Genomic DNA, 26,747 nt, shown 5'->3' on the forward strand with positions numbered 1-26,747 from the left:
TAACGCCGGATTTCGTAAGTCACTGGAACATCAGGGTCGAAGGCGTGTTCCAATGGTGTAGACGCGTGGAACTCTGCGTGCACGTCTAACTTTTACGCCGCGGAGGCTCCGCAGGTGCCGTGGAACGAAGTAGTGTGACCTTGAAGAAGGCCGCCGCATCAAATGGAAGAGACGGAGATCCTGCGGGTCGAGGGTTTGAAGAAGGTTTTTCGATCGGGGCGATCGGACCTCGTGCTCTTTGACAACTTGTCCTTCCGGGTGCGGAAGGGAGAGATGCTAGGTATCGTCGGTGAGTCCGGTACCGGGAAAAGCACCTTGCTGCACATCCTCGGAGCGCTTGATAGGGCTTCCGAAGGTGACGTATACTGCGGCCCAATGAGGCTGCGGTTGCTCTCCGACGATGACGCGGCGGAGTTTCGCAATCGCGAGATCGGGTTCGTCTGGCAGTTTCATTACTTGTTGCCGGAGTTCACCGCTCTGGAGAACGTCGCCATGCCGCTCATGCTCCGAGGCGTGGCGAAGCGGGAGTCAGGTGAGGAGGCTTCCCGCTGGTTGCGCGAAGTCGGATTGTCCGATCGCGCGCACCATCGTTCCGGAGAACTTTCCGGCGGCGAACAACAACGCGTCGCATTGGCCAGGGCCCTGGTGACTCGGCCGAAACTCTTGATGGCGGACGAGCCCACGGGCGATCTGGATGGCCGTACGGCCGAGATGGTGTTTGAACTGATTTCCCGGCTACATCGCGATCATCAGCTGACCTCCCTTATTGTGACCCATAACCTTGAGTTCGCCCGCCGCTGTGACCGAGTGTTACGGTTGGGGGGCGGACGTGTCGAGGAGGTCCCGCCCCAGGCGTTGCCCGCTTAGGGCCGCCACGGCGGTCGCGAGAAGGACGGGATTGTCCACTTCGGTGGACTGAAGTGATTGTCCGGTGCCGGACCGCGGGCTGCTCCCCAGCTACGGCCCGCGTGAAGCAGGCATTCGGACTGTAGGGAGTGCTTCCGGCGCAGCGCAGTTCGGCCGGAGGGACAAAATGAGAGGGCCTGACGAGGGGCAATGAAGCTCCCGCCAGGGTTCCTCCCGGAGAGGGAATATGTTCGAACGGTACACGGAAAAAGCCAGACGCGTGATCTTCTTCGCGCGCTATGAAGCAAGCCAGTTCGGCTCGCCCTACATCGAGACCGAGCACTTGCTGCTGGGGCTGCTGCGCGAAGACAAGGCCTTGACCAACCGGTTCCTGCGTTCGCACGCTTCCGTGGAGTCCATCCGCAAGCAGATCGAGGGACACACCACGATCCGCGAGAAGGTCTCCACCTCCGTTGACCTCCCTCTCAGCAACGAGTGCAAGCGTGTGCTGGCGTACGCCGCCGAGGAGGCGGAGCGCCTAGGCCACAAACATATCGGGACCGAGCACCTGTTGCTTGGCCTGCTGCGCGAAGAGAAGTGCTTCGCCGCCGAGATCCTGCACGAGCGCGGCCTGCGCCTGTCCACCATCCGCGAGGAATTGGCGCGGACCACCCAGGAGAAGGCCCAGCCGCAGCGCAGCCGCGAGTCTTCCCTGCTCAGCGAGTTCTCCCGCGACCTGACCCAGGCCGCCATGGACAACCAGCTCGACCCGCTGGTGGGGCGCGAGCAGGAGTTGGAGCGCGTGGTGCAGATCCTCTGCCGCCGCACCAAGAACAATCCGGTGCTCATCGGCGAGCCGGGCACGGGCAAGACCGCCATCGTGGAAGGACTGGCGCAGCGTATCGCCGACAGCGACGTGCCCTCGTTCCTGGCCGACAAGCGCATCCTCGCGCTCGACCTGTCGCTGATCGTGGCCGGCACCAAGTATCGCGGCCAGTTCGAAGAGCGTTTGAAGACCATCATGAAGGAGCTGATGGAGAGCCAGAACGCCATCATCTTCATCGACGAGCTGCACACGCTGGTGGGCGCGGGTTCGGCCGAAGGCTCGCTCGACGCCGCCAACATCCTGAAGCCGGCGCTGTCGCGCGGCGAGATCCAGTGCATCGGCGCCACCACCCCGGGCGAGTACCGCAAGTCCATCGAGAAAGACCGCTCGCTGGAGCGCCGCTTTCAGTCCGTCAAGGTGGGCCCGCCCAACGAAGTCGAAGCGGTGAAGATCCTGAAGGGGATCAAGGACCGCTACGAGAAGTTCCATGCGGTCACCTACACCGACGAATCGATCGACTACGCGGTCTATCACTCGAACCGCTACATCCCCGACCGCTTCCTGCCCGACAAGGCGATCGACCTGATCGACGAGGCCGGCGCGCGCGTCAAGCTGCGCCAGACCTCGCTCCCCGACGAGATCACCGAGGTGCAGAAGCGCATCAAGTTCATCGTCCACCGCATGGAGAACGCCATCGCGAACCACGAGTTCGAGAAGGCGCGCTTCTACTCCGACGAGGAGCGCAAGGAGCGCGAGAACCTGCGCGCCCTGCGCGAGAAGCACCACCTGGACGAGTCCGCGACCGGGGTGGTCGGCCGCGAGGACATCGAGGACGTGGTCAGCCGCTGGACCGGCGTGCCTGTCTCCTCTATCAAGGAAGAGGAATCGCAGAAGCTGCTCCGCATCGAGGAGGAGCTGCACAAGCGTGTCATCTCGCAGGATAAGGCGATCATCGCGCTGGCGCGCGCCATCCGGCGATCGCGCGCGGGCCTGAAGAACCCCAACCGGCCCGTGGGCTCGTTCCTGTTTCTCGGCCCCACCGGCGTGGGCAAGACGGAAGTGGCGCGCACGCTCGCCGAGTTCCTCTTCGGCAGCGAGAAGTCGCTCATCCGCTTCGACATGTCGGAGTTCATGGAGAAGCACTCGGTCAGCAAGCTGATCGGCTCGCCCCCGGGCTACGTGGGCTACGAGGAAGGCGGACAGCTCACCGAGCGCGTCAAGCGCGCCCCTTACTCGGTCGTCCTGCTGGACGAGATCGAGAAGGCGCACCCCGACGTGTTCAACATCCTGCTCCAGGTCTTTGAGGATGGCCAGTTGACCGACGGCCTGGGCAATACGGTCGACTTCAAGAACATCATCCTCATCATGACCTCGAACATCGGCGCCCGGCACCTGATCAAGCGCACCGGCCTGGGCTTCGCCTCGGAGAAGGAAGAGGTCATCTCCGACAAGGTCGAGGAGATGGTCAAGGGAGAAGTGAAGCGGACCTTCAATCCCGAGTTCCTCAACCGCCTGGACGAGGTGATCCTGTTCAACGCTCTGACCGAGCAGGACCTGATCCAGATCGTGGAGCTGCTGGTCAACCAGTTGAACAACAACCTGGCGCAGAAGCACATCACCATCACGGTGACGGAACAGGCGCGCAAGTGGATCCTGGACAAGACCATCACCGACCGCAGCTACGGCGCCCGCCCGCTGCGCCGGGCCCTGCAGAAGTACATCGAGGACCCGCTGTCGGAGGCGCTCATCCAGGGCACCATCACCACTCGCCCGGCGTTCCTCGAGGTCTATCTCGAAGGCGACCGGCTCTTCTACCGGCCCATCGGGGAAGGCGAGGAGAAGCACGAGGGCGTGCTGCTGTACAGCTAAGCCATCAGCGTTCAGCCATCAGCCGTCAGGGAAACCTGGCGGCTGATTTGTTTGCGCCAGGACGGAGAGTCGACAGGCGATTCGGTATCGGATTCTGAGTACTGAGTACCGAATACTGAGCACCCTTTTTGCGACTCTCGGCGTTCTTCGGCATCTACTCCCCATGGAGCTGATCGTTTATTCTTCCGCCTGGTGCCACGACTGCCGGGAAGCGAAAGCCTTCCTGGCCGAGCACAATATCCAGTACAAAGAGATCGACATCGGGACCACCCCCGGTGCGGCGGACGAGGTGGTCCGCCAGACCGGCAAGCGTGCCATCCCCCAGTTCGTCGTCGACGGGCAGTGGGTCCAGCCCTACCGGCCCGGCGAGGGGTTCTTGTACGAAGAGATGAGAGAACTTCTTGGCGTGAAGGCCGGCTGAAGCTTCCAGGCGCAGCAAAGGCGCGGCTCATGCCGCGCCTTTGCTTCTTGCGCGCCGGTGATCAGGCGTGGAATTCGTGCCCGACCGTGAGCACCGGGCACGGCGCCTCGCAGACCACTTTGTACGCGATTCCCGTGGTCAAATGGGTCGCCAGCGGCATCGGCCGCTTGACGCCCAGGACGACGATGTCCGCGTCCAGCTTGCGCGCAGTTTCCACGATCACGTTTGCCGTATCGCCAATCTCCACCACGAACTCCGGGTGGGTCTTCAGGTTGGCGTCGTGCGGCATCATCTTGCGCAGTTCCGCCTCGTTGTAAGCCAGCAGCTCGGCGCGGCTGAGGGTCGGCATCGCGCCTGGCTCCGGCTCCGGCAACGCCGGCGAAGGCTCTGGCGAGACGTGGAGCAGCGTCATCTTCGCGTGGTGCTCCTCCGCCAGGGAGAGCGCGTACGGCAGACCGTGCCTGGTCTCTTCGCCAAAGTCGGTCGCGTACAGGATGTGGCGCAATTCACCCTCTCTGATCTTGTGGGTGACGTGCGGCCCGATGGTCAGCACGGGGCAGGTCGCATGCCGGAAGACGTCCTCGGCGACCGAGCCCATCAACAGTTTGTCGATCCCTCTGCGGCCGTGCGTGCCCAGCACGATCAGGTCGATCTTGTGCTGCTGCACGAACTCTTTCAGTATCTCCGCAATGTCTCCCTGCTCGATGAATTCCTTGTGCGGCACGCTTTTCAGCGCGTCGGAGGCGACCAGGGAGCGCATCTTTACGTTTGCCACCTGCGCCGGCTGAAGGGGATCGGCCGGCAACAGGTCGTAGGGAATCGAGGGAACGACGGTAACGGTGAACAGCGTGGATCCGTAACGATGCGCCAGACCCGCCGCGAACGGCAGGGCGGCATCGGAACAGGGTGAAAAGTCAGTTGCGAGGAGGATATTCTGGATTACAACGCGGGTTGTGACACCGAGTGTTGCCATGTGGCACCTCCTTGCTGTGACTGCTTGGAAGGCGCGACCCGCTCACGGATCTCTTACTTTGGCTTTCTCTCTTTTTCGTTTGCGGGCCGCAGGTTTGCGTGACGGCACGCAATGCATAATGCTCCATGGTCAACGTACGCTTCGCCGCCCCCCAGCGGTAGGACGTAGGTCACGACTCGCCGTGACGCTCTCCGGAAATGAAACTGATGCCCCGCAGCCCAGGCTGCATTCTCGGCGTCAATGCCGGCTGCCGGGATGCGCTTTCAGGAAGTAGGGTTGGGATCTGGGTGATTGCCTGGCGTCCCCTGATCGAGGCCGCCGCACAGCAGCGCTGATCAGCCGGCAGCGGCGTTCTTCCGCGTCTTTTCCTGCCGCCGCGATTCTCGCCGGGCGCCGCTGGTGAGGGTCATCAAAACGTCCACCAGGGCGGGACCCGCCTCTCGCAGGATGTCCCGGTGGTGCACCGAGAGGTCGCGCAGGATGCGCTCCCCCTTGGCGGTCAGGCGGATGAACACCTGGCGCTGGTCGGAGGTGCTGCGCACGCGCCGCACCAGGTTGCGCTGCACCGAGCGGTCCACCAGTTCCACCGCGCTGTGGTGCTGAAGCTGGAGCCGCTCGGCAAGCGCTCCGATGCTCGGATGCCGCTCGCTGGGCAGGCCCTTGAGCGCCAGCAGGAGCTGGTGTTGCTGCGGCTCGATGCCGGTCGAGCGTGCGGCTTCTTCGCTGTACCGCAGGAAGCGGCGGATCTGGTAGCGCAGCTCCGCCAGCGCGGTGTAGTCGATGGTCTTCGCTTGGGTTGTCACTCAGCCGGAATATAAACGAATCGCGGCTTCAAAGTACATAGTCGGGTCACGACTTATCGGGATTTCTCGCTCCAGAAAGATGGTCAGTGGTCCGACCACTGGCCCCGGCCCGCTCCCTGCTACAATCGCACCTTTCCCAGGCAACTCTCCGGCGGGTGTGCCCGCCCAGGAGCCGGCATTGATCGCGCGATATACGCGGCCCGAGATGGGCCGCATCTGGAGTGATGAGAACAAGTTCGGCATGTGGCTGGAGGTCGAGGCTGCGGCCAGCGACGCCTTTGCCGAGGCCGGCCTGATCCCCCAGGCCGCTGCCCGCGCCATCCGCCAGAAGGGCGCCGCCTTCAGCGTCCAACGCATCCACGAGATCGAGGCCGAGGTGAAGCACGACGTCATCGCCTTCACCCAGGCCGTAGCCGAGAAGGTCGGTTCGCCCCACTCCCGTTGGCTGCACTACGGCCTGACCTCCAACGACGTCGTGGATACCGCCCAGGCTCTCCAGCTCCGGGAAGCTTCGAAGATCATTTTCGAGGAACTGCTCCGCCTGGCCGAGGTGCTCAAGCGCAGAGCTTTCGAGTTCAAGCACACCCCACAGATCGGCCGCACGCACGGCATCCACGCTGAGCCCATCACGTTCGGGCTCAAGCTGGCCAACTGGTACGCGGAGATCGAGCGCAACCTCGCCCGCTTCGACCGCGCCGCCGAGGAGATGCGCGTGGGCAAGCTCTCGGGCGCGGTCGGGAACTTCTCCCACCTCGACCCGGAAATGGAGGCCCTGATCCTGGTCCGGCTGCGGCTTCGCCCGGCGCTGGTGTCGTCCCAGGTCATTCAGCGGGACCGCCACGCCTACTACGTCGCCACGCTGGCGGTCATCGCCGCCACCTTGGAGAAGATCGCCATCGAGATCCGCCACCTGCAACGGACCGAAGTGCGCGAGGCCGAGGAGTATTTCAGCGAAAAACAGAAGGGCTCTTCCGCCATGCCCCACAAGCGGAACCCGGTGACCTGCGAGCAGATCTGCGGGCTGGCGCGCGTGGTCCGCGCCAATGCCCAGGCGGCCTTGGAGAACGTGGCCCTGTGGCACGAGCGCGACATCTCTCACTCCTCGGTCGAGCGCATCATCCTGCCCGATTCCACCATCCTCGTGGATTACATGCTGGCGAAGACCACCGACCTGATGGAACGCCTGCTCGTCTATCCGGAACGCATGCTCAAGAACCTGGAGAGGACGGGCGGGCTGGTCTTCAGCGGCCAGTTGCTGCTCGACTTGGCCGAAGCCGGCATGCTGCGCGAGGATGCCTACCACCTGGTGCAGAAGAACGCGATGCGCGCCTGGAACGAGGGCCTGAACTTCCGCGATCTGGTGATGAAAGAGCCTGAGATCCGGGGCCGCATCTCGCGCGACACGCTCGACCGCGCCTTTGACCTCAAGCGCCAGTTGCGCAACGTGGACAAGATCTTTGAGCGGGTCTTCGGCAAGGAAGAGGCGGCAGAGACACCGCGGCGGGCGGGGGCGAAAAAGACGAAGCGATCCGCGAAAAAGCGCCGGTAGTCGCGGGCTCAGCCCGCGGCGCCTTCGCCGCGTATGATCCGCACCTCCCGCCACTTCAGCCCGCTGACGTCGATCCCGTACTTGGCCTTCACGTACTCCGCGACGAAGCGCTTCGCCGCGTCCAGCGACTTCTCGAATCGATCGGTCAGTTCCGCCCTCTTCTCCCGCAGGTCGAAGACGGTGATCCGCCATTTTGTGGACTCATGGAAGGTCAGCGACAGGGCCAGGCTGGGCTGGTCGGTCAGGGCAAGAACACAATCCCCGGGGAAGTAATTCTGTGCCATCGCTCTCCCCCACATGGAGAACACTTCCGGAAAGCAACCGCGGAAGGGAGGTGACATTTTCCGCTCCCAGCCGCCAGATTTCAAGCCCGGCGCGCCCATCTCCCCGGGGGAGGCCGTGTTACCATCGAGCCACGTCCGGATGAGCCTTGACCCCGTCGCAATCGTTTTCCAGGTGGTGGTCTTTCTGTTCGCCATCAGCGTGCACGAGTCTGCGCACGCATGGACGGCCAATCATTACGGCGATCCCACGGCCCGGATGCTGGGACGGATCACCCTCAACCCCATCTATCACATCGACCCGATCGGCACGGTGCTATTGCCGCTGATCGCTCTTATGTACAACATCCCGATGATCGGTTGGGCCAAGCCCACCCCGGTGAACCCGCTGAATTTCGGCAAGAACCATGTGAAGGCCGACATCATGACCTCGGTCGCGGGCCCGGTCAGCAATCTCATCGTGGCCACGGGGGCGGTCGCCGTGCTGGCCGTCCTTTTCCGTCTGCGGTTTGTGCTCGGCGCCGCCTCGGAGCCCCTCGAGCACCTTTTCACCGAGGCCTTGTTCATCAATGTGCTGTTGGCTGTTTTCAACATGATTCCCGTGCCGCCGCTGGACGGCAGCCACGTCATCCGCCATTTCCTGTCCGGATCGGCGCTGGCCCTGTATGACCGCATTGGGATGTTTGGTTTGTTGATTTTGTTTGTCGCGGGCGGCAATATCATCGGAACGCTGGTGCATCCGTTCCTGGTGTTCTTTGCCAGGCTGCTTTACGCGATCTCATGACAGCCACGACCAAGAAACGCGTGCTCAGCGGCATGCGTCCGACAGGCAAGCTGCACCTGGGCAACTACCTCGGGGCGCTCGCCAACTGGGTCAAGCTCCAGGACCAGTACGAGTGCTTCTTCTTTATCGCGGATTGGCACGCGCTCACCACCGATTACGCCGACCCCTCGCGCGTGAAGGCCAGCTCTATCGAAGTCGTGCTCGACTATCTGGCCGCAGGCCTTGACCCGGAGCGCTCGACACTCTTCATCCAGTCCCACGTGCCGCAGCACGCCGAACTGCATCTGCTCTTCTCGCTCATCACGCCGCTGGGCTGGCTGGAGCGCGTGCCGACCTATAAAGAGCAGAAGGAGAACATCAAGGGCAAGGACCTGGGGACCTACGGCTTCCTTGGATATCCGGTGCTCCAATCCGCCGACATCCTGATCTACCGGGCGGATTTCGTCCCCGTGGGCGAAGACCAGGTGGCACACGTCGAGATCACCCGCGAGATCGCACGCCGCTTCAACGGCTTCTACCAATGGAAGGGACACGACGTCTTTCCCGAACCGCAGCCGCTGCTGACGCCCGCCGCCAAAGTTCCGGGCACCGATGGCCGCAAGATGTCGAAGTCCTACGGCAACACCATCCTGATGAGCGAGCCGGAAAAATCGATCCGGGCGAAGCTCAAGACCATGGTGACCGACCCGGCGCGCGTGCGCCGCACCGACCCCGGCAATCCCGACCTTTGCCCGGTCGGCGACCTGCACAAGATCTTCAGCTCCAAAGAGACGATGGCCAAGGTGAACGCCGGATGCCGCAGCGCGGGCATCGGCTGCATCGAGTGCAAGGGCTGGGCCGCAGACGCCATCGTCCAGCACCTGGAGCCCATCCAGGAACGCCGCCGCAAGTACGAGAACAACCCCAGGCTGGCCTGGGACGTGCTCGAGGCGGGCTCGCGAAAGGCCGGGCAGCACGCCGAGAACACCATGCAGCAGGTGCGCGCCGCCATGAATATGTCGAGGGAGTACGAAGCGCCCACCAAGGCGGCTTCCGGCGAGGAGAACGGCGAATAATGCCCGAAGCCACGCCCAATCCGAATCCCGCGCCGTCGGCGACACCGGCCGGGAAGAAGGATGGAACCGACTTCCCCTTCTCCGTTACCGTGGGCGAGGTCTACGACGGGCCTCTCGACCTCCTGCTCGACCTCATCCGCAAGCAGGACATCGACATCTACGACATCCCCATCGCACGCATCACGGCGCAGTACCTGGGCTACGTGGAGAAACTCAAAGAGCTCGACGTCAACGTCGCCGCCGAGTTCATTTTCATGGCCTCGGTGCTCATCCAGATCAAGTCGCGGATGCTCCTGCCGCGCGACCCCGACGCGCCCGCCGACCAGCAGGACGACCCGCGCATGGACCTGGTCAGCCGCTTGCTCGAGCACGAGAAATTCAAGAACGCGGCCCAGATGTTGATGCAGAAGCAGCAGCTCGAGGAAGCCGTGTGGTCGAACCCCGCGTTGAAGGAGTTCAAGGACGCCGAGGGCGCCGAAGCCGAACTCGCCGCCGACGTTGTGGACCTGGTACGCACCTTCCAGGACATCCTGGAGCGCGCCAAGGAGCGCCCCATCCTCCAGCTGGACGAGGAGGCCATCACCGTCGGCCAGATGATGGATTACATCCGTCGCCGGCTGCTGATGGAAGACCGCCCTGTGCGCCTGAAGTCGCTGCTGCAGTACACGCGATCGCGCAACGCCCTGGTGTGCGCCTTCCTAGCCCTGCTCGAGATGGTGCGCTTGCAGGCAATCTTGCTCCGCCAGAACCGCGTCTTCGGCGACATTCTGGTGAAGAAACACACGATGTTCGACGCTATCATGAGCGATGAGTCGGCCGTACGGGACGATTGGCGTTAACGAGAAACTAGAAACGAGAAACCAGAAACTAGGACATGAGCTTGAAGGGCCAAATCGAAGCCATCATTTACGCCGCGGAAGAACCTGTCACTGTGGACCAGATCGCTACCGCTCTCAAGGAGCACGTCGCCTCCGAGCCGCCCGCTGCCGGCGAAGAGAAGAAAGATCCGCTCGCCGGCCTGAGGGCGCAGGTCCGCAACCTGATCGACGAACTGGCCCAGGAATACGCCGCCTCCGACCGCGGCATGGAGATCCGCCAGGTCGCCGGCGGCTACCGCGTCTCCACCAAGCCCGAGTACCACGACGTGGTGCGCTCCTTCGCCAAGTCGCTGAAGTCGCCGGTGCGCCTGTCGCTCCAGGCGCTGGAGACGCTGGCTGTCATCGCCTACAAGCAGCCGGTGACGGTGCCCGAGATCAGCGAGATCCGCGGCGTGGACGCCAGCGGCGTCATTGGCACCTTGCTCGACCGCAAGCTCATCACCACCGCCGGGCGCAAGGCCGTGATCGGCCGCCCCATCCTCTACAAGACGACCAAGGACTTCCTCCTCCGCTTCGGTCTCAAGGACATCGGGGAGCTGCCCAGCGTGGAGGAGTTCGAGAAGCTGGCCGCGGAAACCATCCAGGCTGACCTCTTCCCAACGCCGGAGCCGGTCGCAGACGCCACCGGAGTCTCCGAGGCTCCGGAGCCCGCAGCCGCCGCGTCCAACGACGACGGAAGCTCTTAGACGGGCGGGCTTCACCGATGCCCGAACTCCCCGAAGTCGAAACCATCGCGCGCGGTCTGGCCAAGCGCGTCACCGGTGATACGGTCGAGTCTGCCTGGATCGGCGAAAAGCCCGAGCCCCTGAAATCGCCCGCCGACGAGATCGTCCGCACCCTCGAGGGTGCAAGCATCGCGCGCATCCACCGCCAGGGGAAGCACATCGTCTTCGAACTTCGTCACAAATCTGATCGCGCGCAGTTCATCGTTCACCTGGGCATGACGGGACGCCTGCTGATCGCCAGCCCCGATCTTCCTGTCGAGAAGCACACTCACGCCATCCTGCGCCTGCGCTCCGGCCGCGAGTTGCGCTTTGTGGATCCCCGTCGCTTCGGCCGGCTTTCCGTGCACAAGGAAAAACGATTCGAAGGCATGGAGCCGCTTGACCTCGGCTTTGAGCTGTTCCGCGGCCTCTTCCGCAAGCGCAAAACGCCCATCAAGAGCGCGCTGCTCAACCAGAAGCTGCTGCGCGGCATCGGCAACATCTACGCCGACGAGTCGCTGGCCCGCGCCGGCATCCGCCCTCGCCGGCGCGCCGGCTCGCTCACACGCGACCAGCTTCACCGCCTGTACGGATCCATCCAGCAAGTGCTGAATGAGGCCATTGCCGCCGGCGGCTCCTCGGTCTCCGACTACGTGGACGCCGAGGGGGATGAAGGCTTCTTTCAGCTCCAGCATCGTGTCTACGGCCGCGAAGGGGAGCCCTGCCTGGTCTGCCGTACGCCGATCAAGCGCGTGGTGGTCGCGGGGCGCAGCACGCATTACTGCCCGAAGTGTCAGAGATAGCGGTTAGCAATTTGCGATTAGCGTTTAGCCAACTACGATCCGCCTGCCTGGCTAAACGCTAATGGCTAATAGCTAATCGCTCGCCGGGCCACCACAAATTCCCCGGCATAATCTACACTTGCACGCCATGACAGCCTTCGCCATCGGAGTGGACCTCGGGGGCACGAACCTGCGCATCGCCGCCGTGGACGAAACCGGCCGCCTGATGGAAAAGCTGACGATTGGCACGCAGATCTCGAAGGGCCGCGGCCACGTCATCGACGAAATGACCGCAGCCATCCGCGCGATCTCCGACAAGTTCAAAAAGGATACGCTCCTGGGCATCGGCATCGGAGTGGCCGGGATCATCGACATGGAAACCGGCATTCTCCGCGAGGCACCCAACCTCCCCGGCTGGGAGGACTACCCGGTGCGCGACGAGATCGAGAAACGCCTCGGCACACGCGTCATCCTGGAGAACGACGCCAACGCGGCCGCGTTCGGCGAAAAGTGGCTGGGCGCCGCCCGCGACTACGACGACATGTGCATGCTCACCTTGGGAACGGGCATCGGTGGGGGAATCGTCCTCGGCGGGCGGGTCTGGCACGGTTTCAGGGGCATGGCGGGGGAACTCGGCCACATCACGATCGACCCCGACGGCCCGGCCTGCGGTTGCGGCAGCCGCGGTTGTGTGGAGCAGTTTGCTTCCGCCAGCGCCATCGTCCGCATGGCGAAGGAAGCGATCGCCAGCGGACGCGCGCTCGAGCTTGCCCGCGCCGCCGACCAGGACCCCGAGTTCGGCTCCAAGGTCGTCTACCGGATGGCGGTGCAGGGGGACCGCCCGGCGCAAGAAATCTACCAGAAGGCCGGTTGGGCGCTGGGCATCGTTCTCGCCGACTTGGTCAACGTTTTCAATCTCCCGATGTACGTGATCGGAGGTGGCGTCTCCAGCGCCTGGGAAGCCTTCGCCCCTGCGATGCTCAAGGAAGTCGCTGCCAGGTCGTTCGTCTACCGCGCGACGAACACGGATGCGGATGCGCCTCTGGACCGCAAGAAAACTATCATTACCCGCGCCTTGCTCGGCGGAGATGCCGGCCTCTATGGCGCCGCGCGCCTGTCCATGTTCCCCTAGTCCAGTAAGGATTGGGATCCGCGTTGAACCGCGGACAAGGAATTACCGTCCCACCGACGCTCGTTCTGTCGCCTTGGCTAGCGCCAGAATGAAGCGCTCGTTCTGCTCCGGCGTGCCGATGGTCACGCGCAGGGCATTGGGGCAGCCCCACCCACCGGTCAGCGGGCGAATGATCACGCCGCCGGCCTGCACTTTCTTGGCGACACTGGCCGCATCATCGACCTCGAAGTAAATGAAGTTCGCGGATGTAGGCACGGCCAGGATCCCCAGGTCGCGGAATTTCTCCAGCAGCCACTTCGCCCCGGCGCGGTTGTTCTCCACCGTGCGCCGGATGTGGGCTTCGTCTTCCAGCGCCGCCAGGGCGGCCGCCTCGGCCATCCCCGACACCGCGAATGCCATCTGCAGCCGCACGAAATACGTGATCATCCTCTCGCTGGCGAAGCCGTACCCGACGCGTGCTCCAGCGAGTCCGTGCGCCTTGGAAAACGTGCGCAGCACGACCACACTTCTTCCCTCGCGCACGTAGTCGAGCGAATGGGAGTACTCGATGCCGCGCTCCCGCGCAAAGTCCGTTGCGAAATCGCAATACGCCTCGTCCAGCACGGTGACCACGTGGTCTGGCAGGCGGTCAAGGAAGCGGTCGATGGCCTTGGCGTCCACCATCGTGCCTGTCGGATTATTGGGGTTGGCGATAAAAACGATCCGCGTGTCGGCGTTCACCCGGGCGGCGATCGCCTCCAGGTCGAAAGTGTGGTCCTTCATCGGCACCGTGATGAAGTCGGCGCCCGTGGCTCCTGTCGCGATCGGATAGACGATGAACGACCGCTCGCTGGTCACCGCGTTCAGCCCCGGCCGCAGCAGCGCCCGCGCGATGATGTTCAGGAATGCGGTCGAGCCGTTCGACACCATCACCTGGTTGATGTCGACCTGGTTGAGCTCCGCCAGTCGCAGCCGGAGTTCCGTGATCTCGTTGTCGGGATAGAAATTGGCTTCGCCGGCGGCCTCGTGCATCGCTTGCAGGGCCTTGGGGGATGGGCCGAACGGGTTCTCGTTCGACGCCATCTTGATGCATTCGGTGCCGGATTCCAGTTCCGCCTGCTTGATGGGCTTGCCAGGAACGTATCCTGGAAGCTTGCGGATGTAGTCCGGCACCAAGTCTTCGAATTTGCTCATCGTCACATTACTTTGTATCACGCCGAAGCGTTTTTCCGCGATGTGTGCCCCGGTTACCTTGGGCCGCGTTCTTTAGCTTCTGGACCTCGGGGGGCGTGAGCTGGCGGTAGGTTCCCGGCTCCACGTCCAGTTCCAGCGGCCCGTAGCGGACGCGCTTGATCTTTTCCACGTGATGTCCCACAGCCTCGAACATGCGCCGGAGCTGCCGGTTGCGTCCCTCGATGAGCGTGACCTCGTACCAGGGGTTCTCCGCTTCGCGGACGATGCGGATCTTCGCCGGCGCCGTCATCACCGGCTTGCCGCCGCGCGGGTCATTCTTGCCTCCGATGCGCACCCCTCGGCGCAGTTTCTCGATGTCGGCCTCGTCCGGCCGCCCGCTCACTTTCACCAGGTAAGTCTTGGGCACGTGTGACGACGCATGCATCAGCTTGGCCGACAGCGCGCCATCGTTGGTCAGCAGCAGCAGCCCCTCGCTGCCGTAGTCCAGCCGTCCCACCGGGTACACGCGCGCCCGGACGCCTCGCACCAGGTCCATCACCGTCGGCCTGCGTTCGGGATCCGAGACCGTGGACACGAATCCCTTGGGCTTGTTCAGCAGGATGTATACGTGCCGCTCCGGCCCGCGCAGCGGCTTGTTGCCGACCTTGATGTGATCGCGCTCCGGGTCGGCCTTGGCCCCGAGCTGGGTCACCACCTGCCCGTTCACGCTGACCATCCCTGCCGTGATCAGTTCCTCGGCCTTGCGCCGTGAAGCGATCCCCGCCGCCGCAATGATTTTCTGTAAGCGTTCTTCCATAGTGTCTAGAATGCCTGCTTATTTGTATCAGAGTACTCAGTACTCGGTACTCAGTTGCTGCGCAGCTAGGGCATTCGGGGATGAGCCAGCATTGCGCCAGTTCCACGTGCCTGATTTGAACTGAGTACGTAGGTACTGAGTACTTCTGTTATCATTTCTTATAATCCTTTCCCGCGCGTTTTCCCCTAGATCCCTGGACCAGGCCGATTGGCGGGCAAGGAGTGCGCACTTCAGACTCTTTGGAGACGCTTTGAAGCGAGGCAAAACCGCGGTCATCGTCGGCGCCCAGTGGGGCGACGAGGGCAAAGGGAAAATCGTTGACGTGCTCTCCGACCACTTCAACGTGGTAGCGCGCTATTCCGGCGGGCACAATGCCGGGCACACCGTCATCATCAACGGAAAGAAATTCATCCTCCAGTTGATTCCCTGCGGCATCCTGCGTTCCGGCTGCCGCGCAGTGATCGGCAATGGGGTCGTGCTCGACCCCATGGCGCTGCTCAAAGAGGTCGCCGCCCTGCGCGGCGCCGGCGTCCACGTGGACGGCAACCTGTTCGTCAGCAACCGCGCCCACGTCATCCTGCCCTACCATCGCATGATCGAGCTGGCCAGCGAGAACGCCCCCGGCCGGGTAAAGATCGGAACCACCTCGCGCGGCATCGGCCCGGCCTACGAAGACAAGATGGGCCGCCGCGGCCTGCGCGTCGCCGATCTGCTCGATGCCACGCTGCTCAAGACGCATATCGCCAACGCGTGCCACGAGAAGAACATGATCGCGCACGCGCTCTTCAACTCCGAGCCGCTCGACCCCGACGCCATGTACGACGACTACGCCGCCGTCGCCGAGCAGGTCCGCCCCTTCGTCGTGGACACCGCCGTTCTGCTGAACAAGGCTCTCGCCGCCGGCGAATCCATCATGTTCGAGGGCGCGCAGGGCACCATGCTGGACATCGACCACGGCACCTACCCGTTCGTCACCTCGTCGAGCGCGACTTCGGGCGGCGCCGTCATCGGCACCGGCATCGCACCCAACGCCATCGACAGCGTGATCGCGGTCAGCAAGGCGTATTGCACGCGCGTCGGCGAGGGCCCCTTCCCCACCGAACTGCACGATCCCATGGGCGACACGCTGCGCAAGAAGGGCAACGAATTCGGCGCCGTCACCGGGCGCCCCCGACGCACCGGCTGGCTCGACCTGCCGCTGCTGCGCTACTCCCGCATCATCAACGGCATCTCCTGGCTGGTGGTCACCAAGATGGACGTGCTGGACGACCTCGCCGAGATCCCCATCTGCGTCGGCTACAGGATCGGGGGCAAAAAGGTCACCGAGGTTCCCGCGCAGATCAGCGGATACCAAAAGCTCGAGCCCGTCTACGAGAAGCTCCCCGGCTGGCAGAAGCCCACCTCCGGCGTCGCCAGCATCGACAAGCTGCCCGGCAAGGCGCGCGAGTACCTGGCCTTCATCGAGAAGGAGGTCGGGGTGAAGATCGGCATGGTTTCGACCGGCCCCGACCGAGACCAGACCATGTTCGCCGACGAGTTCCTGGCTTCACTGCCCGCCCTGGAGCCGCAGAAGGTACAGGCGCGATGATCTGTGACGCTGTCATCCTGATCGAGGCACGCCCTGTTCGGCGTGCCGAGTCGAAGGACTCCTACCCTCTTCGGAGCTGCTTATGATCGTGCTTGCTGTCACCTGGAAGGCCCACCCCGGCAAAGAAGACGAAGTCGTGCGCGCGTTCTCCAACTTGCAAACCGAATCGCGCAAGGAACCGGGCTGCGTCCTGTACATCGTCCACCGCGGACACGAGGACCGTTCCCTGTTCTTAGTCTACGAGCAGTACAAGGACGAAGCGGCCCTGGAGGCCCACCGCGCCACCGTGCACTTCAAGCAGTACGCGCGCGGGGAACTGCTCAAGCTCGGGGAGCGCGTGGAAGCCAACCTCTACGAACCGATATAGCTATTCAAGAGTGAGCGTCTGCGCTTAGGTTGCATGCCACCGTGGAAGACCACGCCTTTAGGCGCGGGTTTATCGCGTTCCCTTAGTGCGAGCGGCTTTAGCCGCGGTGGAGCGTCTTATGGCGATTCCCTGGATCTCGAATCTCGCTCCCAGCACCAGCGAGCCTGCGCCCAAGAATGCCCGCGCCGGAAATTCCCCGCGGAAGTAGGTCCGATAGATTGCGTTGAACCGGGAAAACAGCGACAGATCCGTGCAGTACACGGTGACATAGACCAAATCGTCCATCGTCATCTTCGCTTTACCGAGTACTTTTCGGAAACCTTCGAGCATCAACCTGGCCTCTTGTTCCACGTCCTCTGCGGCCCACTTCGTTTTTGGATCGAGCCCGATCCGCCCCGACAGATACATCGTTTCGCCGGCCAGCACGCCATCGCTGAACGGGAACTCCTTCGACTTTGGCAGGTTGACATACTTCCAGCCTTGCGACACGCCTCCGCCGCCGGCTCTTGCATTCTTCATCGCTTCCTCCGAGGCTACACATCCTACGCGAAGAAAACCCAGCTGCCGTACTTGTTCTCTGCGTCCTCTGTGTCCTCTGCGGTTAGAATCTCGTCGTGTCGAAAAACGAAGTCGAGATCAAGTTTGTCATCTCCGACCTGCGCACTCTGGAGCGCAAGCTCCGCGCCCTGGGGTTCCGCCGCGTCACCCCCCGCACGCATGAGATGAACGTTCTCTACGACCTCCCGGGCTCCCCGCTGCGCCGCCGCGGCGAGATCCTGCGCCTCCGCGAGTACGGAGGCAAGTGGAAGCTCACTCACAAGTCCCGTGGCACTGCTGTCCGCCACAAGTCACGCGTCGAGATCGAGACCTCTGTCGCCGACGGCACTCAGACCGATGGAATTTTGCACGCCCTCGGCTTCCGGCCTGCGTTTCGCTACGAGAAGTTCCGTTCCGAATGGACCGACGGGCAGGGCGAGGTGGTGCTCGACCACACGCCCATCGGCGACCTCGGGGAGATCGAGGGCACGCCTCGCTGGATCGACGCCACCGCCCGCCGCCTCGGCCTCTCGCCGCGCGATTACATCACCGATTCTTACGCCGCGATGTTCTTGAAATGGAAAAAGCGCACCCGCAGCAAGGCCAGCGATATGACCTTCCGCGCCGTGCGCTCGAAATAGTCATCCTCTAGGGCCTGGTGGCTCACCCGCGCCCGCCGGGCTCAGCTCCCGTTACGCCGCCGCTGACTTGGCCGCCTTATCGTATCCGATGGCCGCATAGTACTGCGCCCGATCAAAGAACCGCTCGACGCGGTGCAGCAGCTCCAATTCACCGAGCAGCTCAACCGGCTTCTCTGCAAATCCCTCGTTCTCCAGGAACTCCCACAGATGTTCCTTGGTGGCTGTGATCGCCCACAGCAGGTGGCTGAACGACACCCCCTGTGCCGCGCGCCGCGCCCCCAGCGCCGTATAACGGTGCTCGAGTTCGCTCTCCGCCTTCGTCGTGAGCCAGTCGTTCAAGTTGCGATAGATCTCGTAGCTGCGGTCTTTCAGCTCCGACGCGGGAACCTTCTTGAGATCTGCGCACTGGGGAGCGTGCTGGAATTTATGCAAGAGTCCATGCGCCAGTTGATCGGCATGGGTTTCGATGAGTCGCACCAAACGGATGGCCATCATAGGAGCCTCCTGTGGTGGATCTGTTCGAATTGTACCGCTGCGCGGCGCACAGGGATGCGCCTTTTGCACGCGGAATTTTCCAGATTCGCCGCTCCAGATACTCCCGCCCACCCCCTCGCACGCGTTACCATCGTAGCTGGCAGCCGCTTGGCTGCATCGAATAGCCGGTAATCGGACCCTTGTCTTTGTCTCCCAACGCGCTCCCCGATCCCGTCCAGCCGCTGGACTCGACCGAGGCTGTGGTTCCGCCCCCCCTGCGCGACCCCGTCTGGAATCTCTTGGATGTGCTGATGATAGTGGTCGTGGCTCTGGGTGGCATGGTGCTGTTCGGCACTGTGATCGGCCTTGGCCTGAGAGTGGCCGGCATCCCCCTGCCGGCAGAGATGTCGCCGCTGATGCTCCGGGTGATCCTGGGCGCCCAGTGTCTTGCCTACATCGTGGTGCTGATCTTCATGTATTACCTGGTCACGGGAGAGTACGGCCGCCGCTTCGCCGAAGCTGTGCACTGGGCCGCTCCGCCTGCCGGCGTCTGGCCCTACTATTTCGCCGGCGGCGTGGCTCTTTCCTTTGGCGTTGGCCTGCTCGGACACCTTCTGCCTTTCCCGCCTCATCTGCCCATCGACAAGTATTTCCAGGACCGCGCCTCGGCCTGGCTCATAACCATCTTCGGCATCACCCTGGCGCCGCTGGTCGAAGAACTCTTTTACCGCGGATTTCTCTATCCCGTGCTGGCGCGGCGCGTAGGCGTGACTGCGGGAACGGTGATCACTGCCGCCGCCTTCGCTCTGATGCACAGCGCGCAACTGGCGAACGCCTGGGGACCGCTGTTCGTTCTCTTCCTCGTCGGCCTGGCGCTCACCATCGTCCGCATCGTCACCCGGTCGGTCGTGCCCGGGTTCCTGATGCACATCGCCTACAATGCCACCCTCTTCACCATGCTCTACATCGCCAGCGACGGCTTCCGCCATCTGGAAAAGGTCCTTCAGCAATAGCTGCCGCCTGCCCTTACGTAACCTGTGGATCGTTCTTCCCGCATGGCTGAAGGGTGACCGCTCGTGTTATCGTTTGTTCTTATCGAGTATTCCCATGACCGAACCCCGTCAGCAGTTGCTCGAACTCCTGTCCGATCGTTCCTTCAAGCTTGGTGAGTTCAAGCTTTCTTCCGGCGCCACCAGCGATTACTACATCGACTGCCGCACCACGACGCTGCACGCCGAAGGAGCTCGCCTCAGCGGCCGCGTCGTTCTGGACAAGATCAAGCACCGTGGCTGGCAGCCCCAGGGCATCGGCGGCATGACCCTGGGCGCCGATCCCATCGTCACCGCGGTCAGCGTCCTGAGCGCGCAAGCCGTCCAGACCCGATTCCCGGCCCGCAGCAAGGACTTCGATCGCGAGCCCTTCTTCATCCACGGGTTCCTCGTCCGCAAGGCCGAGAAGGCTCACGGCACCGCTCAGCGCATCGAGGGCTTCCAGGAACAGGGCGCCAAGGTCGTCATCGTGGAGGACGTATGCACCACCGGCGCCTCCACCATCGCGGCCATCGAGGCCGCCCGCCAGGCCGGCATGAAAGTGATTGGCATCATCTGCCTGGTGGAGCGCGAAGAGGCCGGAGGCCGCGCCAACATCGAGAAAGCCGCCGGTGATGCCGAGTTCATCTCCATCTTCAAGGCGTCCGAGGTCCGCGCCGAGCACTTGAAACGCAAGGCCGACCCGACGGCTTTCGCCCCCAGCGCCAAGTGCGATCTCTGCGACCGTCCCGCGGTCACCAATTCGCCTCGCAATGCGTGCGAAGTCCACCGGGCCGGATAGCCGATGATCAAGACCGTCGAATGGACTGATTCCGGCATCCGCCTCATTGATCAGACCAAGCTGCCGACCGAAGAGCGCTACGTCACCTGCACCACCTACGAAGAGGTCGCCGACGCCATCAAGAAAATGGTCGTGCGCGGAGCGCCCGCAATCGGCGTGGCCGCCGCCATGGGCATCGCCCTCGGCGCGCGTGACGCCGAAGGCGGCCACGTCGCCGAGTTCCGCCGCGGCTTCGCAGAGATCTGCGACACTCTCGCCGAGACCCGCCCCACCGCCGTCAATCTCTTCTGGGCCATCCGCCGCATGAAGGACAAGTTCGAGAGCCTCAGCGAGCAGCCGGTCGCGCGCATCAAGCAGGAACTCATCGCCGAGGCCCAGCGCATCTACCTCGAGGACCTCGCCGTCAACGAAGCCATGGGCAGGCACGGCGCCGCGCTCATGCCTTCCACCGGTAACGTTTTGACGCACTGCAATGCGGGCGCGCTGGCCACCGCCGGCGGCTACGGCACCGCGCTCGGCGTCATACGCGCCGCTGTCGAAGCGGGCAAGAAGATCTCGGTGTATGCCGACGAGACCCGGCCCTTCCTGCAAGGCTCGCGGCTTACCGCGTGGGAATTGATGAAGGATGGCATCCCGACCACCGTCATCTCCGACAACATGGCCGGCTCCATGATGCGCCTGGGAAAGATCCAGGCCGTGGTGGTCGGCGCCGACCGCGTCGCCGCCAACGGTGATGTCGCCAACAAGATCGGCACCTACTCTGTCGCGGTGCTCGCCAGGGAGAACAACATCCCCTTCTACGTCGCCGCGCCCTGGTCCACTATCGACCTGGAAACACCTTCGGGCGACAAGATCCCCATTGAGCAGCGTTCCGCGCGCGAGGTCACCCACGTCGGCGGCACGCAGATCGCCCCCGACGGTGTGCGCGTCGAGAATCCCGCCTTCGATGTGACCCCGGCGCGCTACGTCACTGCCCTCATCACCGAGCGCGGCATCGCCAAGGCGCCCTATGAGGAATCCCTGCAGCGCCTCGCCGGATCAGCGCCAGTGACCGGGTGATGCCGGGAACCTTTGCGGCCCGTCCGTCGTATCTTTGATCAGGAGGCGCAAGGCGTGTGCGCCTCGGGAGTCCGCCATGCTGACGTTCATTCTCTGGTGCATCCTGTTCGTGCTCTGCTGGCCATGCGCCCTGCTGGCTCTTGTGCTCTACCCCTTCGTCTGGCTTCTGCTCCTGCCGTTCCGCTTGCTCGGCATCGCTGTCGAAGGCGCATTGCTGTTGGTCTGGTCGATTGTGGTTCTCCCCTTCCGTGTCCTACGGCACGCCTTTTGAGCAGAGAAATAGGCGCGGAGCTGCCCGCGCCTTTCTGGGTACTGAGTACCGAGTACTGAGTACTCCTATTCGCTCATCACCTTCAGCTTCGGACTGATGATCAGCGTCGCCTCCGTCGCCTTCTGCACGTCGTCCGCGGTCAGCCCGGGCGCGATCTCCTCCAGCACCAGGCCGGTGGGCGTCACCCGCATGTAGGCCATCTCGGTCACGATGGTGTCCACGACCTTCACGCCAGTCAACGGCAGGGTGCACTTCTTCAGGATCTTCGGCGCGCCCTCGCGCGTGGTGTGCTCCATGGCGATGATCACCCGCCGCGCTCCCGCCACCAGGTCCATGGCGCCGCCCATGCCTTTGACCATCTTGCCGGGGATCATCCAGTTCGCCAGGTTCCCTTCCTCGTCCACTTCCATCGCGCCGAGCACGCTCAGGTCCACGTGCCCGCCGCGGATCATGGCGAACGAGTCGGCGCTGGAAAAATAGGACGTCCCGGGAATCTCGGTCACCGTCTCCTTCCCGGCGTTGATCAGGTCGGCATCCTCCTGCCCTTCGATGGGGAACGGCCCGATGCCCAGCATGCCGTTCTCGCTCTGTAGCACCACGTCCATGCCCTTGGGCACGAAGTTGGCCACCAGCGTCGGCATGCCGATGCCCAGGTTGACGTAGAACCCGTCGCGCAGCTCCTGCGCCACGCGCTTCACGATCCGGTCCCGCTTGATCGTGTCCTTCTGCTTGTCGACCTTACTCGGTGTCGTTGGTGTCGTTGCCATATAGGATTCCTTATCGATCACGGCGATCATGGCAATCCCGGCGATCCCGGCGATTGCTCACCACGCCGCTTCCGTCCGCCGAAACTCGGTCAGCGCTCTCTCCAACTCTTCGTACGAGGTGCTCGCGTCGGCGTCCGATTGCTTCTTGTACTTGTACGCAACCGCGAGCAGCTCGCCGTAAGGGTCCTCGATCCCGCCCATGGCGTAATCGTACGCCGGTGCCATCACCGCGATCTCCGCCGCCAAGTCGCCCAGCGTGAACTGCCCCTCTTCGTACATGCGGAGATACCGCAGTACGCTCGCCCTTACTTCCTCGATGGTACTGTCTGGAGCTGGCATTCCGATCCCGGCGATCACGGCGATGTTGGCAATCCCGGCGATTATGCCGTTGCTTTCCGCACCGTCCTCTTCTCGATGCGCTTTTCGTAATTCACGCCCTGGAAGATCCGCTTCACGTACACGCTCGGCGTGTGCACCAGGTCCGGGTCGAGCTGCCCCACGTCGACCAGCTCTTCGACCTCTGCGATCGTGACCTTCGCCGCCGTCGCCATCATGGGGTTGAAGTTCCGCGCCGTTTTGCGATACACGAGGTTGCCCCACTTGTCGCCCTTCCACGCCTTGATGAGCGCAAAATCGGCGCGCAGCGCCCGCTCCATGATGTATTTCCGCCCCTCGAACTCGCGCACTTCCTTACCGTCGGCGATCACCGTGCCGTAGCCGGTCGGGGTGAAAAACGCTGGGATGCCCGCGCCACCCGCCCGCATCCGCTCCGCGAACGTGCCCTGCGGGTTCAGCTCCAGCTCCAGCTCCCCGCTCAGCACCATCTGTTCCAGCTTCTTGTTCTCACCGACGTAGGTGCCGATGTGTTTCTTGATCGCGCCGGCGAAGAGCAGCTTGCCCAGGCCGAACTCGTCCACCCCGGCGTTGTTGCTCATGGTGGTCAGATTCTTGACGCCCTTGCGGATCAGCGCATCGATCAGGTTCTCGGGGATTCCGCACAACCCGAACCCGCCCACCATGATGCTGGCCCCGTCCTGGATGTCCTTCACCGCTTCATCTGCATTGGCTACGACTTTGTTCATGATGACACTCCACACTCAGCGAACCCGCGATTCTACTTATCTGTGGTGCGGCGGCGCAAATGCCGGGGCGGGGAGATGCTGCGGCTCACTTCTTTCGTACGTGCAGAACCTTCTGTACTTCGGCGACCACATCACCGGCCTCGTCTTTGACCTCGACCAGGAATGTCGGTTCGACTTTCTCCTGGGTCTTGAGTTTCTCCCGGATCTCCTCGATCTGCGCCTCAGACAAGCGGAACTCTGCTTTCACTCTCCCCTTGCCTGGCTTCCGGAAGCGGATCGTCGCCGCCTTGTCCCAGACGATGTAATCCCGCCCCAGGTTCGCGAGCAGCATCAACATGTAAAAAGGGTCGGTCATCGAGTAGAGCGACCCGCCGTAATGGGTCCCGACGTAATTCTTGTTCCAGCGTTTCATCTTCATCTCGACGTCGATGGCCCTCATGTCCGGATCGATCCGTTGGACGCGAATGCCGGCGCCCAGCAGTGGAGGCCAAAGGTTGATCCATTTCAGCCGGTTGCGCTTGCTCTTCATTTGAACTTGTTGCCGCGCTCGAATTCTTCGCGCAGGCCCGCGGTTTTCAGGTTCTCGCGGATGTAGGCCAGCTTCTGCTCCAGCCGCAGCAGCGCCTCTTCGATGTTCTGCGTGTTGGTCATGGCGACATCGCGCCACATGGAGTAGGGGCTGGCCGCGATGCGCGTCATCTCCCGGAGCGCCCGCCCGCCGATCGCCTGGACGTCCGGATCGCCCCCCACTTCCTCCACCAGCGTGCTGGCCAGCGCGGTCGAGATCATCTGCGGCAGGTGGCTGATCCACGCGCACAAGCGGTCGTGCCGGTCGGCGTCCATGATGCTTGGCTTCGCCCCGATCTTCTCCACCAGCCCGACCCACTCGTTCCCGCGTCCTTCGAAATCTTGCGGGGCGCGGCCGCCCCCGGCTGCGAGAGGAGTGAATAACCAGACTGCCCCCTCGAACAGCTCCGCATCCGCCTGCTCGATCCCGCTTCTTTCTTTCCCCGCCATCGGATGCCCGGGCAGGAAGCGCTTCCCGGCCTCCCTTCCCAGGACCGCCCGCGCGCGCTCCACGATCTCCTTCTTCGTGCTGCCTACATCGGTGATCAGCGCCTCCGGCGGCAACTTTGGCGCGATGCGATCGATGAGATCGAGGATCGCCCCCACCGGCGTGGCCAGCACCACCACGTCGCTGCCCGCCACTGCGTGCACAGGATCGCTCGAGCCGTCATCGATGGCGCCCACACGCCGCGCCCGCTCCAACACCTCCGAGCGGTCGCAGCCCACGACCTTGGCTGCAAGTCCGCGCTTCTTCGCCGCCAGCGCCACCGACCCGCCGATCAGGCCGGTTCCGATGATAGTGATTTGCCCAAAGGCCATAGATGACTAAACCGCAGAGACCACAGAGATCGCAGAGGATGGTAATTCAGTTTTCCTGCCGCCCACATCGCAACAGACACCAGAATCTCTGCGTTCTCTGCGTTCTCTGCGTACTCTGCGGTTAAACGCGTCCCTACGCGATCTTACGTCCCACCGCCGGCGCAATCATCCGCAGCTCGCCCATCAGTTCCGCGAACTGCTCCGGATACAGCGACTGCGCGCCGTCACTCAGCGCCTTCTCCGGCTGGTGATGCACCTCGACGATGATGGCGTCCGCGCCCGCCGCCACCGACGCGCGCGCCATCGGCGACACCTTGTCCCGACGCCCCGTCCCGTGCGACGGGTCCGCCGTCATGGGCAGGTGCGACAGCTTGTGCACGATCGGGATGGCCGAGATGTCCATCGTGTTCCGCGTGTAAGTCTCGAAAGTGCGGATCCCGCGCTCGCACAAGATCAGGTCGTAGTTCCCGCCGCTCATGATGTATTCGGCCGACAGCAGCATCTCCTCCAGCGTCGCCGCGATGCCGCGCTTCAGCATCACCGGCTTGCGCACCTTGCCCAGCTCACGCAGCAGGTTGAAGTTCTGCATGTTGCGCGCGCCCACCTGGAAAATGTCCACGTACGGGATCATCAGCGGGATCTGCGCGATCTCCATCACCTCGCTGATCACCAGCATCCCGAACTTGTCGCCGGCCTCGCGCAGCAGCTTTAGCCCCTCTTCGCCCAGTCCCTGAAATGAGTAGGGCGACGACCGCGGCTTGAACGCGCCGCCGCGCAGCACCCGCGCGCCCGCCTTCGACACCTGCTCGGCGATGGTGAACAGTTGTTCCCGCGACTCCACCGAGCACGGACCCGCCATCACCACCACATCCGGGCCGCCGATCGCCAGCCCGTTCTCGAACCGCACCACCGTTCCCTCGGGCCGGAAGCTCCGCGCCACCAGCTTGTAGGGCGAGCTGACGCGGTGGACCTCCCGCACTCCCTCCATCACCTCGATGTCGCGGATGTCGAAATCGATGGTCTTCCCTACCACGCCCAGCACGGTCTGCTGCGCCCCCGTGCTGCGGTGCACTTCGTACCCGAGGTTGACCAGCCGCTCCAGCACTTGCTGGATCTGTTCCTCGGTCGCGCTCTCCGACATCGCTACGATCATGGCTGCTTCGACTCTGCCTTAGGCCGCGGCAGCCCTTCCAGCAGCACCATCTTGGTTGCCGCGCACGCTTGCCGCAGCCCCTTCGCCTCGGCGTACTCCTTCGACGCCCACCACTCCTTCGCCCGCTCCATCGTGGGGAACTCCAGGATCACCAGCCGCTTCGGCGACCACGATCCCTCCAGCGTCTCTGTTTCCCCGCCGCGCGCCAGGTACTTGCCGCCGAACTTCGTGATCGACGGCGGCGCCAGCTGCTTGTAGCGCTCGTACCTCTGCGCCTCTTTCACCTCGATCTCGACCACCACGTACGCCGCCACTTCTTTCTCCTATCTCAACTCGCAGGTCCCACATCATCCGATGACCCGGTCAGTCTTTGGGCTCCAGCTCCGAGTTACCCGCCGCCCGCCCTCGCCCGCCGATCTCTTCCTTCTGGAGCTTCCTCATGACATCGATGATCCGCTCGTAAATCTGTTTCAAGTCGCCGTCCGGCAGCGGCCCCTTGTTGTGCTTGCACACGTTCTCATGGATGACCTTCTCCCGCTCCGGCTCGTAGATCGGCATCTGTGTGTCGCGCTTCAGCTTTCCGATCTCCTTGGCCGCCAGCGCGCGCGCGTTCAGGAGTTCGACCAGCCTGCGGTCGAGCTCATCGATCTTCTTCCGCCAACCTGCGATGTCCATTTCGTCCAACCCGAGAAATCGAAGGTGTCATCCTGAGCGAGGCGC

32 protein-coding genes are annotated in these 26,747 nt (G+C 63.4%); 17 read left to right on the plus strand and 15 right to left on the minus strand.

What is annotated here, in order from left to right:
• The first annotated feature begins 162 nt into the window (after window positions 1-162).
• The 3 genes from LAN37_15975 (at window position 163) to LAN37_15985 (ending at window position 3,962) form a co-directional block, all read left to right on the plus strand.
• Window positions 163-867, plus strand: coding sequence for an ABC transporter ATP-binding protein (locus tag LAN37_15975; GenBank protein MBZ5648708.1), 705 nt, complete (start codon window positions 163-165; stop codon window positions 865-867).
• A gap of 226 nt (window positions 868-1,093) precedes the next feature.
• The gene (locus LAN37_15980) at window positions 1,094-3,541 is read left to right on the plus strand and encodes an ATP-dependent Clp protease ATP-binding subunit (protein ID MBZ5648709.1); all 2,448 of its coding nucleotides are present in this window, start codon (window positions 1,094-1,096) and stop codon (window positions 3,539-3,541) included.
• Window positions 3,542-3,704: 163 nt separating this feature from the next.
• Window positions 3,705-3,962 (plus strand): glutaredoxin family protein, encoded by a 258-nt coding sequence (locus tag LAN37_15985; GenBank protein MBZ5648710.1) that lies wholly within the window; start codon window positions 3,705-3,707, stop codon window positions 3,960-3,962.
• Window positions 3,963-4,023: 61 nt separating this feature from the next.
• Here LAN37_15985 and LAN37_15990 read toward each other — a convergent pair whose 3' ends face one another.
• Window positions 4,024-4,935 (minus strand): universal stress protein, encoded by a 912-nt coding sequence (locus tag LAN37_15990; GenBank protein MBZ5648711.1) that lies wholly within the window; start codon window positions 4,933-4,935, stop codon window positions 4,024-4,026.
• A 335-nt stretch (window positions 4,936-5,270) separates the two neighbouring features.
• Window positions 5,271-5,738 (minus strand): MarR family transcriptional regulator, encoded by a 468-nt coding sequence (locus LAN37_15995; GenBank protein ID MBZ5648712.1) that lies wholly within the window; start codon window positions 5,736-5,738, stop codon window positions 5,271-5,273.
• A 178-nt stretch (window positions 5,739-5,916) separates the two neighbouring features.
• On the opposite strand from LAN37_15995, the gene purB reads away from it, so the two are divergent.
• Window positions 5,917-7,287: an adenylosuccinate lyase gene (gene purB / locus LAN37_16000; protein MBZ5648713.1), complete on the plus strand. Its 1,371-nt coding sequence runs from the start codon at window positions 5,917-5,919 to the stop codon at window positions 7,285-7,287.
• An 8-nt stretch (window positions 7,288-7,295) separates the two neighbouring features.
• Here purB and LAN37_16005 read toward each other — a convergent pair whose 3' ends face one another.
• Window positions 7,296-7,571 carry a hypothetical protein gene (locus LAN37_16005; protein ID MBZ5648714.1) on the minus strand — a complete coding sequence of 92 codons (276 nt, stop codon included), beginning with the start codon at window positions 7,569-7,571 and terminating at the stop codon, window positions 7,296-7,298.
• A 175-nt stretch (window positions 7,572-7,746) separates the two neighbouring features.
• Here LAN37_16005 and LAN37_16010 point away from each other — a divergent pair, with 175 nt between their 5' ends.
• From LAN37_16010 to LAN37_16035, 6 genes are all read left to right on the plus strand, one after another.
• On the plus strand, window positions 7,747-8,352 hold the full coding sequence (locus LAN37_16010; protein ID MBZ5648715.1) for a site-2 protease family protein: 606 nt from the start codon (window positions 7,747-7,749) through the stop codon (window positions 8,350-8,352).
• A complete protein-coding gene (gene trpS / locus LAN37_16015) occupies window positions 8,349-9,407 on the plus strand; it encodes a tryptophan--tRNA ligase (GenBank protein ID MBZ5648716.1) in 1,059 nt (352 codons plus the stop codon). Before LAN37_16010 ends, trpS begins: the two co-directional genes overlap by 4 nt.
• Window positions 9,407-10,246, plus strand: a complete 840-nt coding sequence (locus LAN37_16020; GenBank protein MBZ5648717.1) for a segregation/condensation protein A — start codon at window positions 9,407-9,409, stop codon at window positions 10,244-10,246. Before trpS ends, LAN37_16020 begins: the two co-directional genes overlap by 1 nt.
• 35 nt (window positions 10,247-10,281) lie before the next feature.
• Window positions 10,282-10,971 (plus strand): SMC-Scp complex subunit ScpB, encoded by a 690-nt coding sequence (gene scpB / locus LAN37_16025; protein ID MBZ5648718.1) that lies wholly within the window; start codon window positions 10,282-10,284, stop codon window positions 10,969-10,971.
• Between the two features lie 17 nt (window positions 10,972-10,988).
• Window positions 10,989-11,792, plus strand: coding sequence for a bifunctional DNA-formamidopyrimidine glycosylase/DNA-(apurinic or apyrimidinic site) lyase (gene mutM, locus LAN37_16030; GenBank protein MBZ5648719.1), 804 nt, complete (start codon window positions 10,989-10,991; stop codon window positions 11,790-11,792).
• A gap of 127 nt (window positions 11,793-11,919) precedes the next feature.
• On the plus strand, window positions 11,920-12,903 hold the full coding sequence (locus tag LAN37_16035; GenBank protein MBZ5648720.1) for an ROK family protein: 984 nt from the start codon (window positions 11,920-11,922) through the stop codon (window positions 12,901-12,903).
• Window positions 12,904-12,945: 42 nt separating this feature from the next.
• Here LAN37_16035 and hisC read toward each other — a convergent pair whose 3' ends face one another.
• Window positions 12,946-14,076 (minus strand): histidinol-phosphate transaminase, encoded by a 1,131-nt coding sequence (hisC, locus tag LAN37_16040; GenBank protein MBZ5648721.1) that lies wholly within the window; start codon window positions 14,074-14,076, stop codon window positions 12,946-12,948.
• A 7-nt stretch (window positions 14,077-14,083) separates the two neighbouring features.
• On the minus strand, window positions 14,084-14,872 hold the full coding sequence (locus LAN37_16045) for an rRNA pseudouridine synthase (GenBank protein ID MBZ5648722.1): 789 nt from the start codon (window positions 14,870-14,872) through the stop codon (window positions 14,084-14,086).
• Between the two features lie 250 nt (window positions 14,873-15,122).
• Here LAN37_16045 and LAN37_16050 point away from each other — a divergent pair, with 250 nt between their 5' ends.
• Both LAN37_16050 and LAN37_16055 read left to right on the plus strand, forming a co-directional pair.
• Window positions 15,123-16,460, plus strand: coding sequence for an adenylosuccinate synthase (locus LAN37_16050; protein ID MBZ5648723.1), 1,338 nt, complete (start codon window positions 15,123-15,125; stop codon window positions 16,458-16,460).
• Between the two features lie 82 nt (window positions 16,461-16,542).
• A complete protein-coding gene (locus LAN37_16055; GenBank protein MBZ5648724.1) occupies window positions 16,543-16,827 on the plus strand; it encodes an antibiotic biosynthesis monooxygenase in 285 nt (94 codons plus the stop codon).
• A 69-nt stretch (window positions 16,828-16,896) separates the two neighbouring features.
• On the opposite strand, the gene LAN37_16060 is transcribed toward LAN37_16055, so the two are convergent.
• Window positions 16,897-17,346 (minus strand): RidA family protein, encoded by a 450-nt coding sequence (locus LAN37_16060; GenBank protein MBZ5648725.1) that lies wholly within the window; start codon window positions 17,344-17,346, stop codon window positions 16,897-16,899.
• Window positions 17,347-17,441: 95 nt separating this feature from the next.
• Between LAN37_16060 and LAN37_16065 the strand changes: the two genes are divergently transcribed.
• Window positions 17,442-18,005: a class IV adenylate cyclase gene (locus LAN37_16065; protein MBZ5648726.1), complete on the plus strand. Its 564-nt coding sequence runs from the start codon at window positions 17,442-17,444 to the stop codon at window positions 18,003-18,005.
• Between the two features lie 51 nt (window positions 18,006-18,056).
• Here LAN37_16065 and LAN37_16070 read toward each other — a convergent pair whose 3' ends face one another.
• Complete coding sequence (locus LAN37_16070; protein MBZ5648727.1) at window positions 18,057-18,500, minus strand: hypothetical protein; 444 nt, start codon at window positions 18,498-18,500, stop codon at window positions 18,057-18,059.
• Between the two features lie 290 nt (window positions 18,501-18,790).
• Here LAN37_16070 and LAN37_16075 point away from each other — a divergent pair, with 290 nt between their 5' ends.
• The 4 genes from LAN37_16075 to LAN37_16090 all read left to right on the plus strand — a co-directional run bounded on the left by LAN37_16075 (window position 18,791) and on the right by LAN37_16090 (window position 21,639).
• On the plus strand, window positions 18,791-19,492 hold the full coding sequence (locus tag LAN37_16075; protein MBZ5648728.1) for a CPBP family intramembrane metalloprotease: 702 nt from the start codon (window positions 18,791-18,793) through the stop codon (window positions 19,490-19,492).
• 94 nt (window positions 19,493-19,586) lie between these two features.
• Window positions 19,587-20,309 (plus strand): orotate phosphoribosyltransferase, encoded by a 723-nt coding sequence (gene pyrE, locus LAN37_16080; GenBank protein MBZ5648729.1) that lies wholly within the window; start codon window positions 19,587-19,589, stop codon window positions 20,307-20,309.
• A gap of 3 nt (window positions 20,310-20,312) precedes the next feature.
• Window positions 20,313-21,368 (plus strand): S-methyl-5-thioribose-1-phosphate isomerase, encoded by a 1,056-nt coding sequence (gene mtnA / locus LAN37_16085; GenBank protein MBZ5648730.1) that lies wholly within the window; start codon window positions 20,313-20,315, stop codon window positions 21,366-21,368.
• A 76-nt stretch (window positions 21,369-21,444) separates the two neighbouring features.
• Entirely contained in the window at window positions 21,445-21,639 is a 195-nt protein-coding gene (locus LAN37_16090) for a hypothetical protein (protein MBZ5648731.1), read from the plus strand.
• 65 nt (window positions 21,640-21,704) lie between these two features.
• Here LAN37_16090 and LAN37_16095 read toward each other — a convergent pair whose 3' ends face one another.
• The 8 genes from LAN37_16095 to LAN37_16130 form a co-directional block, all read right to left on the minus strand.
• Window positions 21,705-22,406, minus strand: a complete 702-nt coding sequence (locus LAN37_16095; GenBank protein ID MBZ5648732.1) for a CoA transferase subunit B — start codon at window positions 22,404-22,406, stop codon at window positions 21,705-21,707.
• Window positions 22,407-22,463: 57 nt separating this feature from the next.
• Complete coding sequence (locus tag LAN37_16100; protein ID MBZ5648733.1) at window positions 22,464-22,745, minus strand: hypothetical protein; 282 nt, start codon at window positions 22,743-22,745, stop codon at window positions 22,464-22,466.
• Window positions 22,746-22,786: 41 nt separating this feature from the next.
• Window positions 22,787-23,488 (minus strand): CoA transferase subunit A, encoded by a 702-nt coding sequence (locus LAN37_16105; GenBank protein MBZ5648734.1) that lies wholly within the window; start codon window positions 23,486-23,488, stop codon window positions 22,787-22,789.
• Between the two features lie 85 nt (window positions 23,489-23,573).
• Complete coding sequence (locus LAN37_16110) at window positions 23,574-24,017, minus strand: DUF4442 domain-containing protein (protein MBZ5648735.1); 444 nt, start codon at window positions 24,015-24,017, stop codon at window positions 23,574-23,576.
• Window positions 24,014-24,874: a prephenate dehydrogenase/arogenate dehydrogenase family protein gene (locus tag LAN37_16115; GenBank protein MBZ5648736.1), complete on the minus strand. Its 861-nt coding sequence runs from the start codon at window positions 24,872-24,874 to the stop codon at window positions 24,014-24,016. Before LAN37_16115 ends, LAN37_16110 begins: the two co-directional genes overlap by 4 nt.
• A gap of 133 nt (window positions 24,875-25,007) precedes the next feature.
• Window positions 25,008-26,027: a 3-deoxy-7-phosphoheptulonate synthase gene (gene aroF, locus LAN37_16120; GenBank protein MBZ5648737.1), complete on the minus strand. Its 1,020-nt coding sequence runs from the start codon at window positions 26,025-26,027 to the stop codon at window positions 25,008-25,010.
• Window positions 26,024-26,341 (minus strand): DUF1330 domain-containing protein, encoded by a 318-nt coding sequence (locus tag LAN37_16125; GenBank protein MBZ5648738.1) that lies wholly within the window; start codon window positions 26,339-26,341, stop codon window positions 26,024-26,026. Before LAN37_16125 ends, aroF begins: the two co-directional genes overlap by 4 nt.
• 49 nt (window positions 26,342-26,390) lie before the next feature.
• Window positions 26,391-26,702 carry a chorismate mutase gene (locus tag LAN37_16130; GenBank protein MBZ5648739.1) on the minus strand — a complete coding sequence of 104 codons (312 nt, stop codon included), beginning with the start codon at window positions 26,700-26,702 and terminating at the stop codon, window positions 26,391-26,393.
• Window positions 26,703-26,747: the final 45 nt, after the last annotated feature.

The organism is Terriglobia bacterium (assembly GCA_020073495.1).
Classification (GTDB): Bacteria; Acidobacteriota; Terriglobia; order Terriglobales; family Acidobacteriaceae; genus JAIQFD01.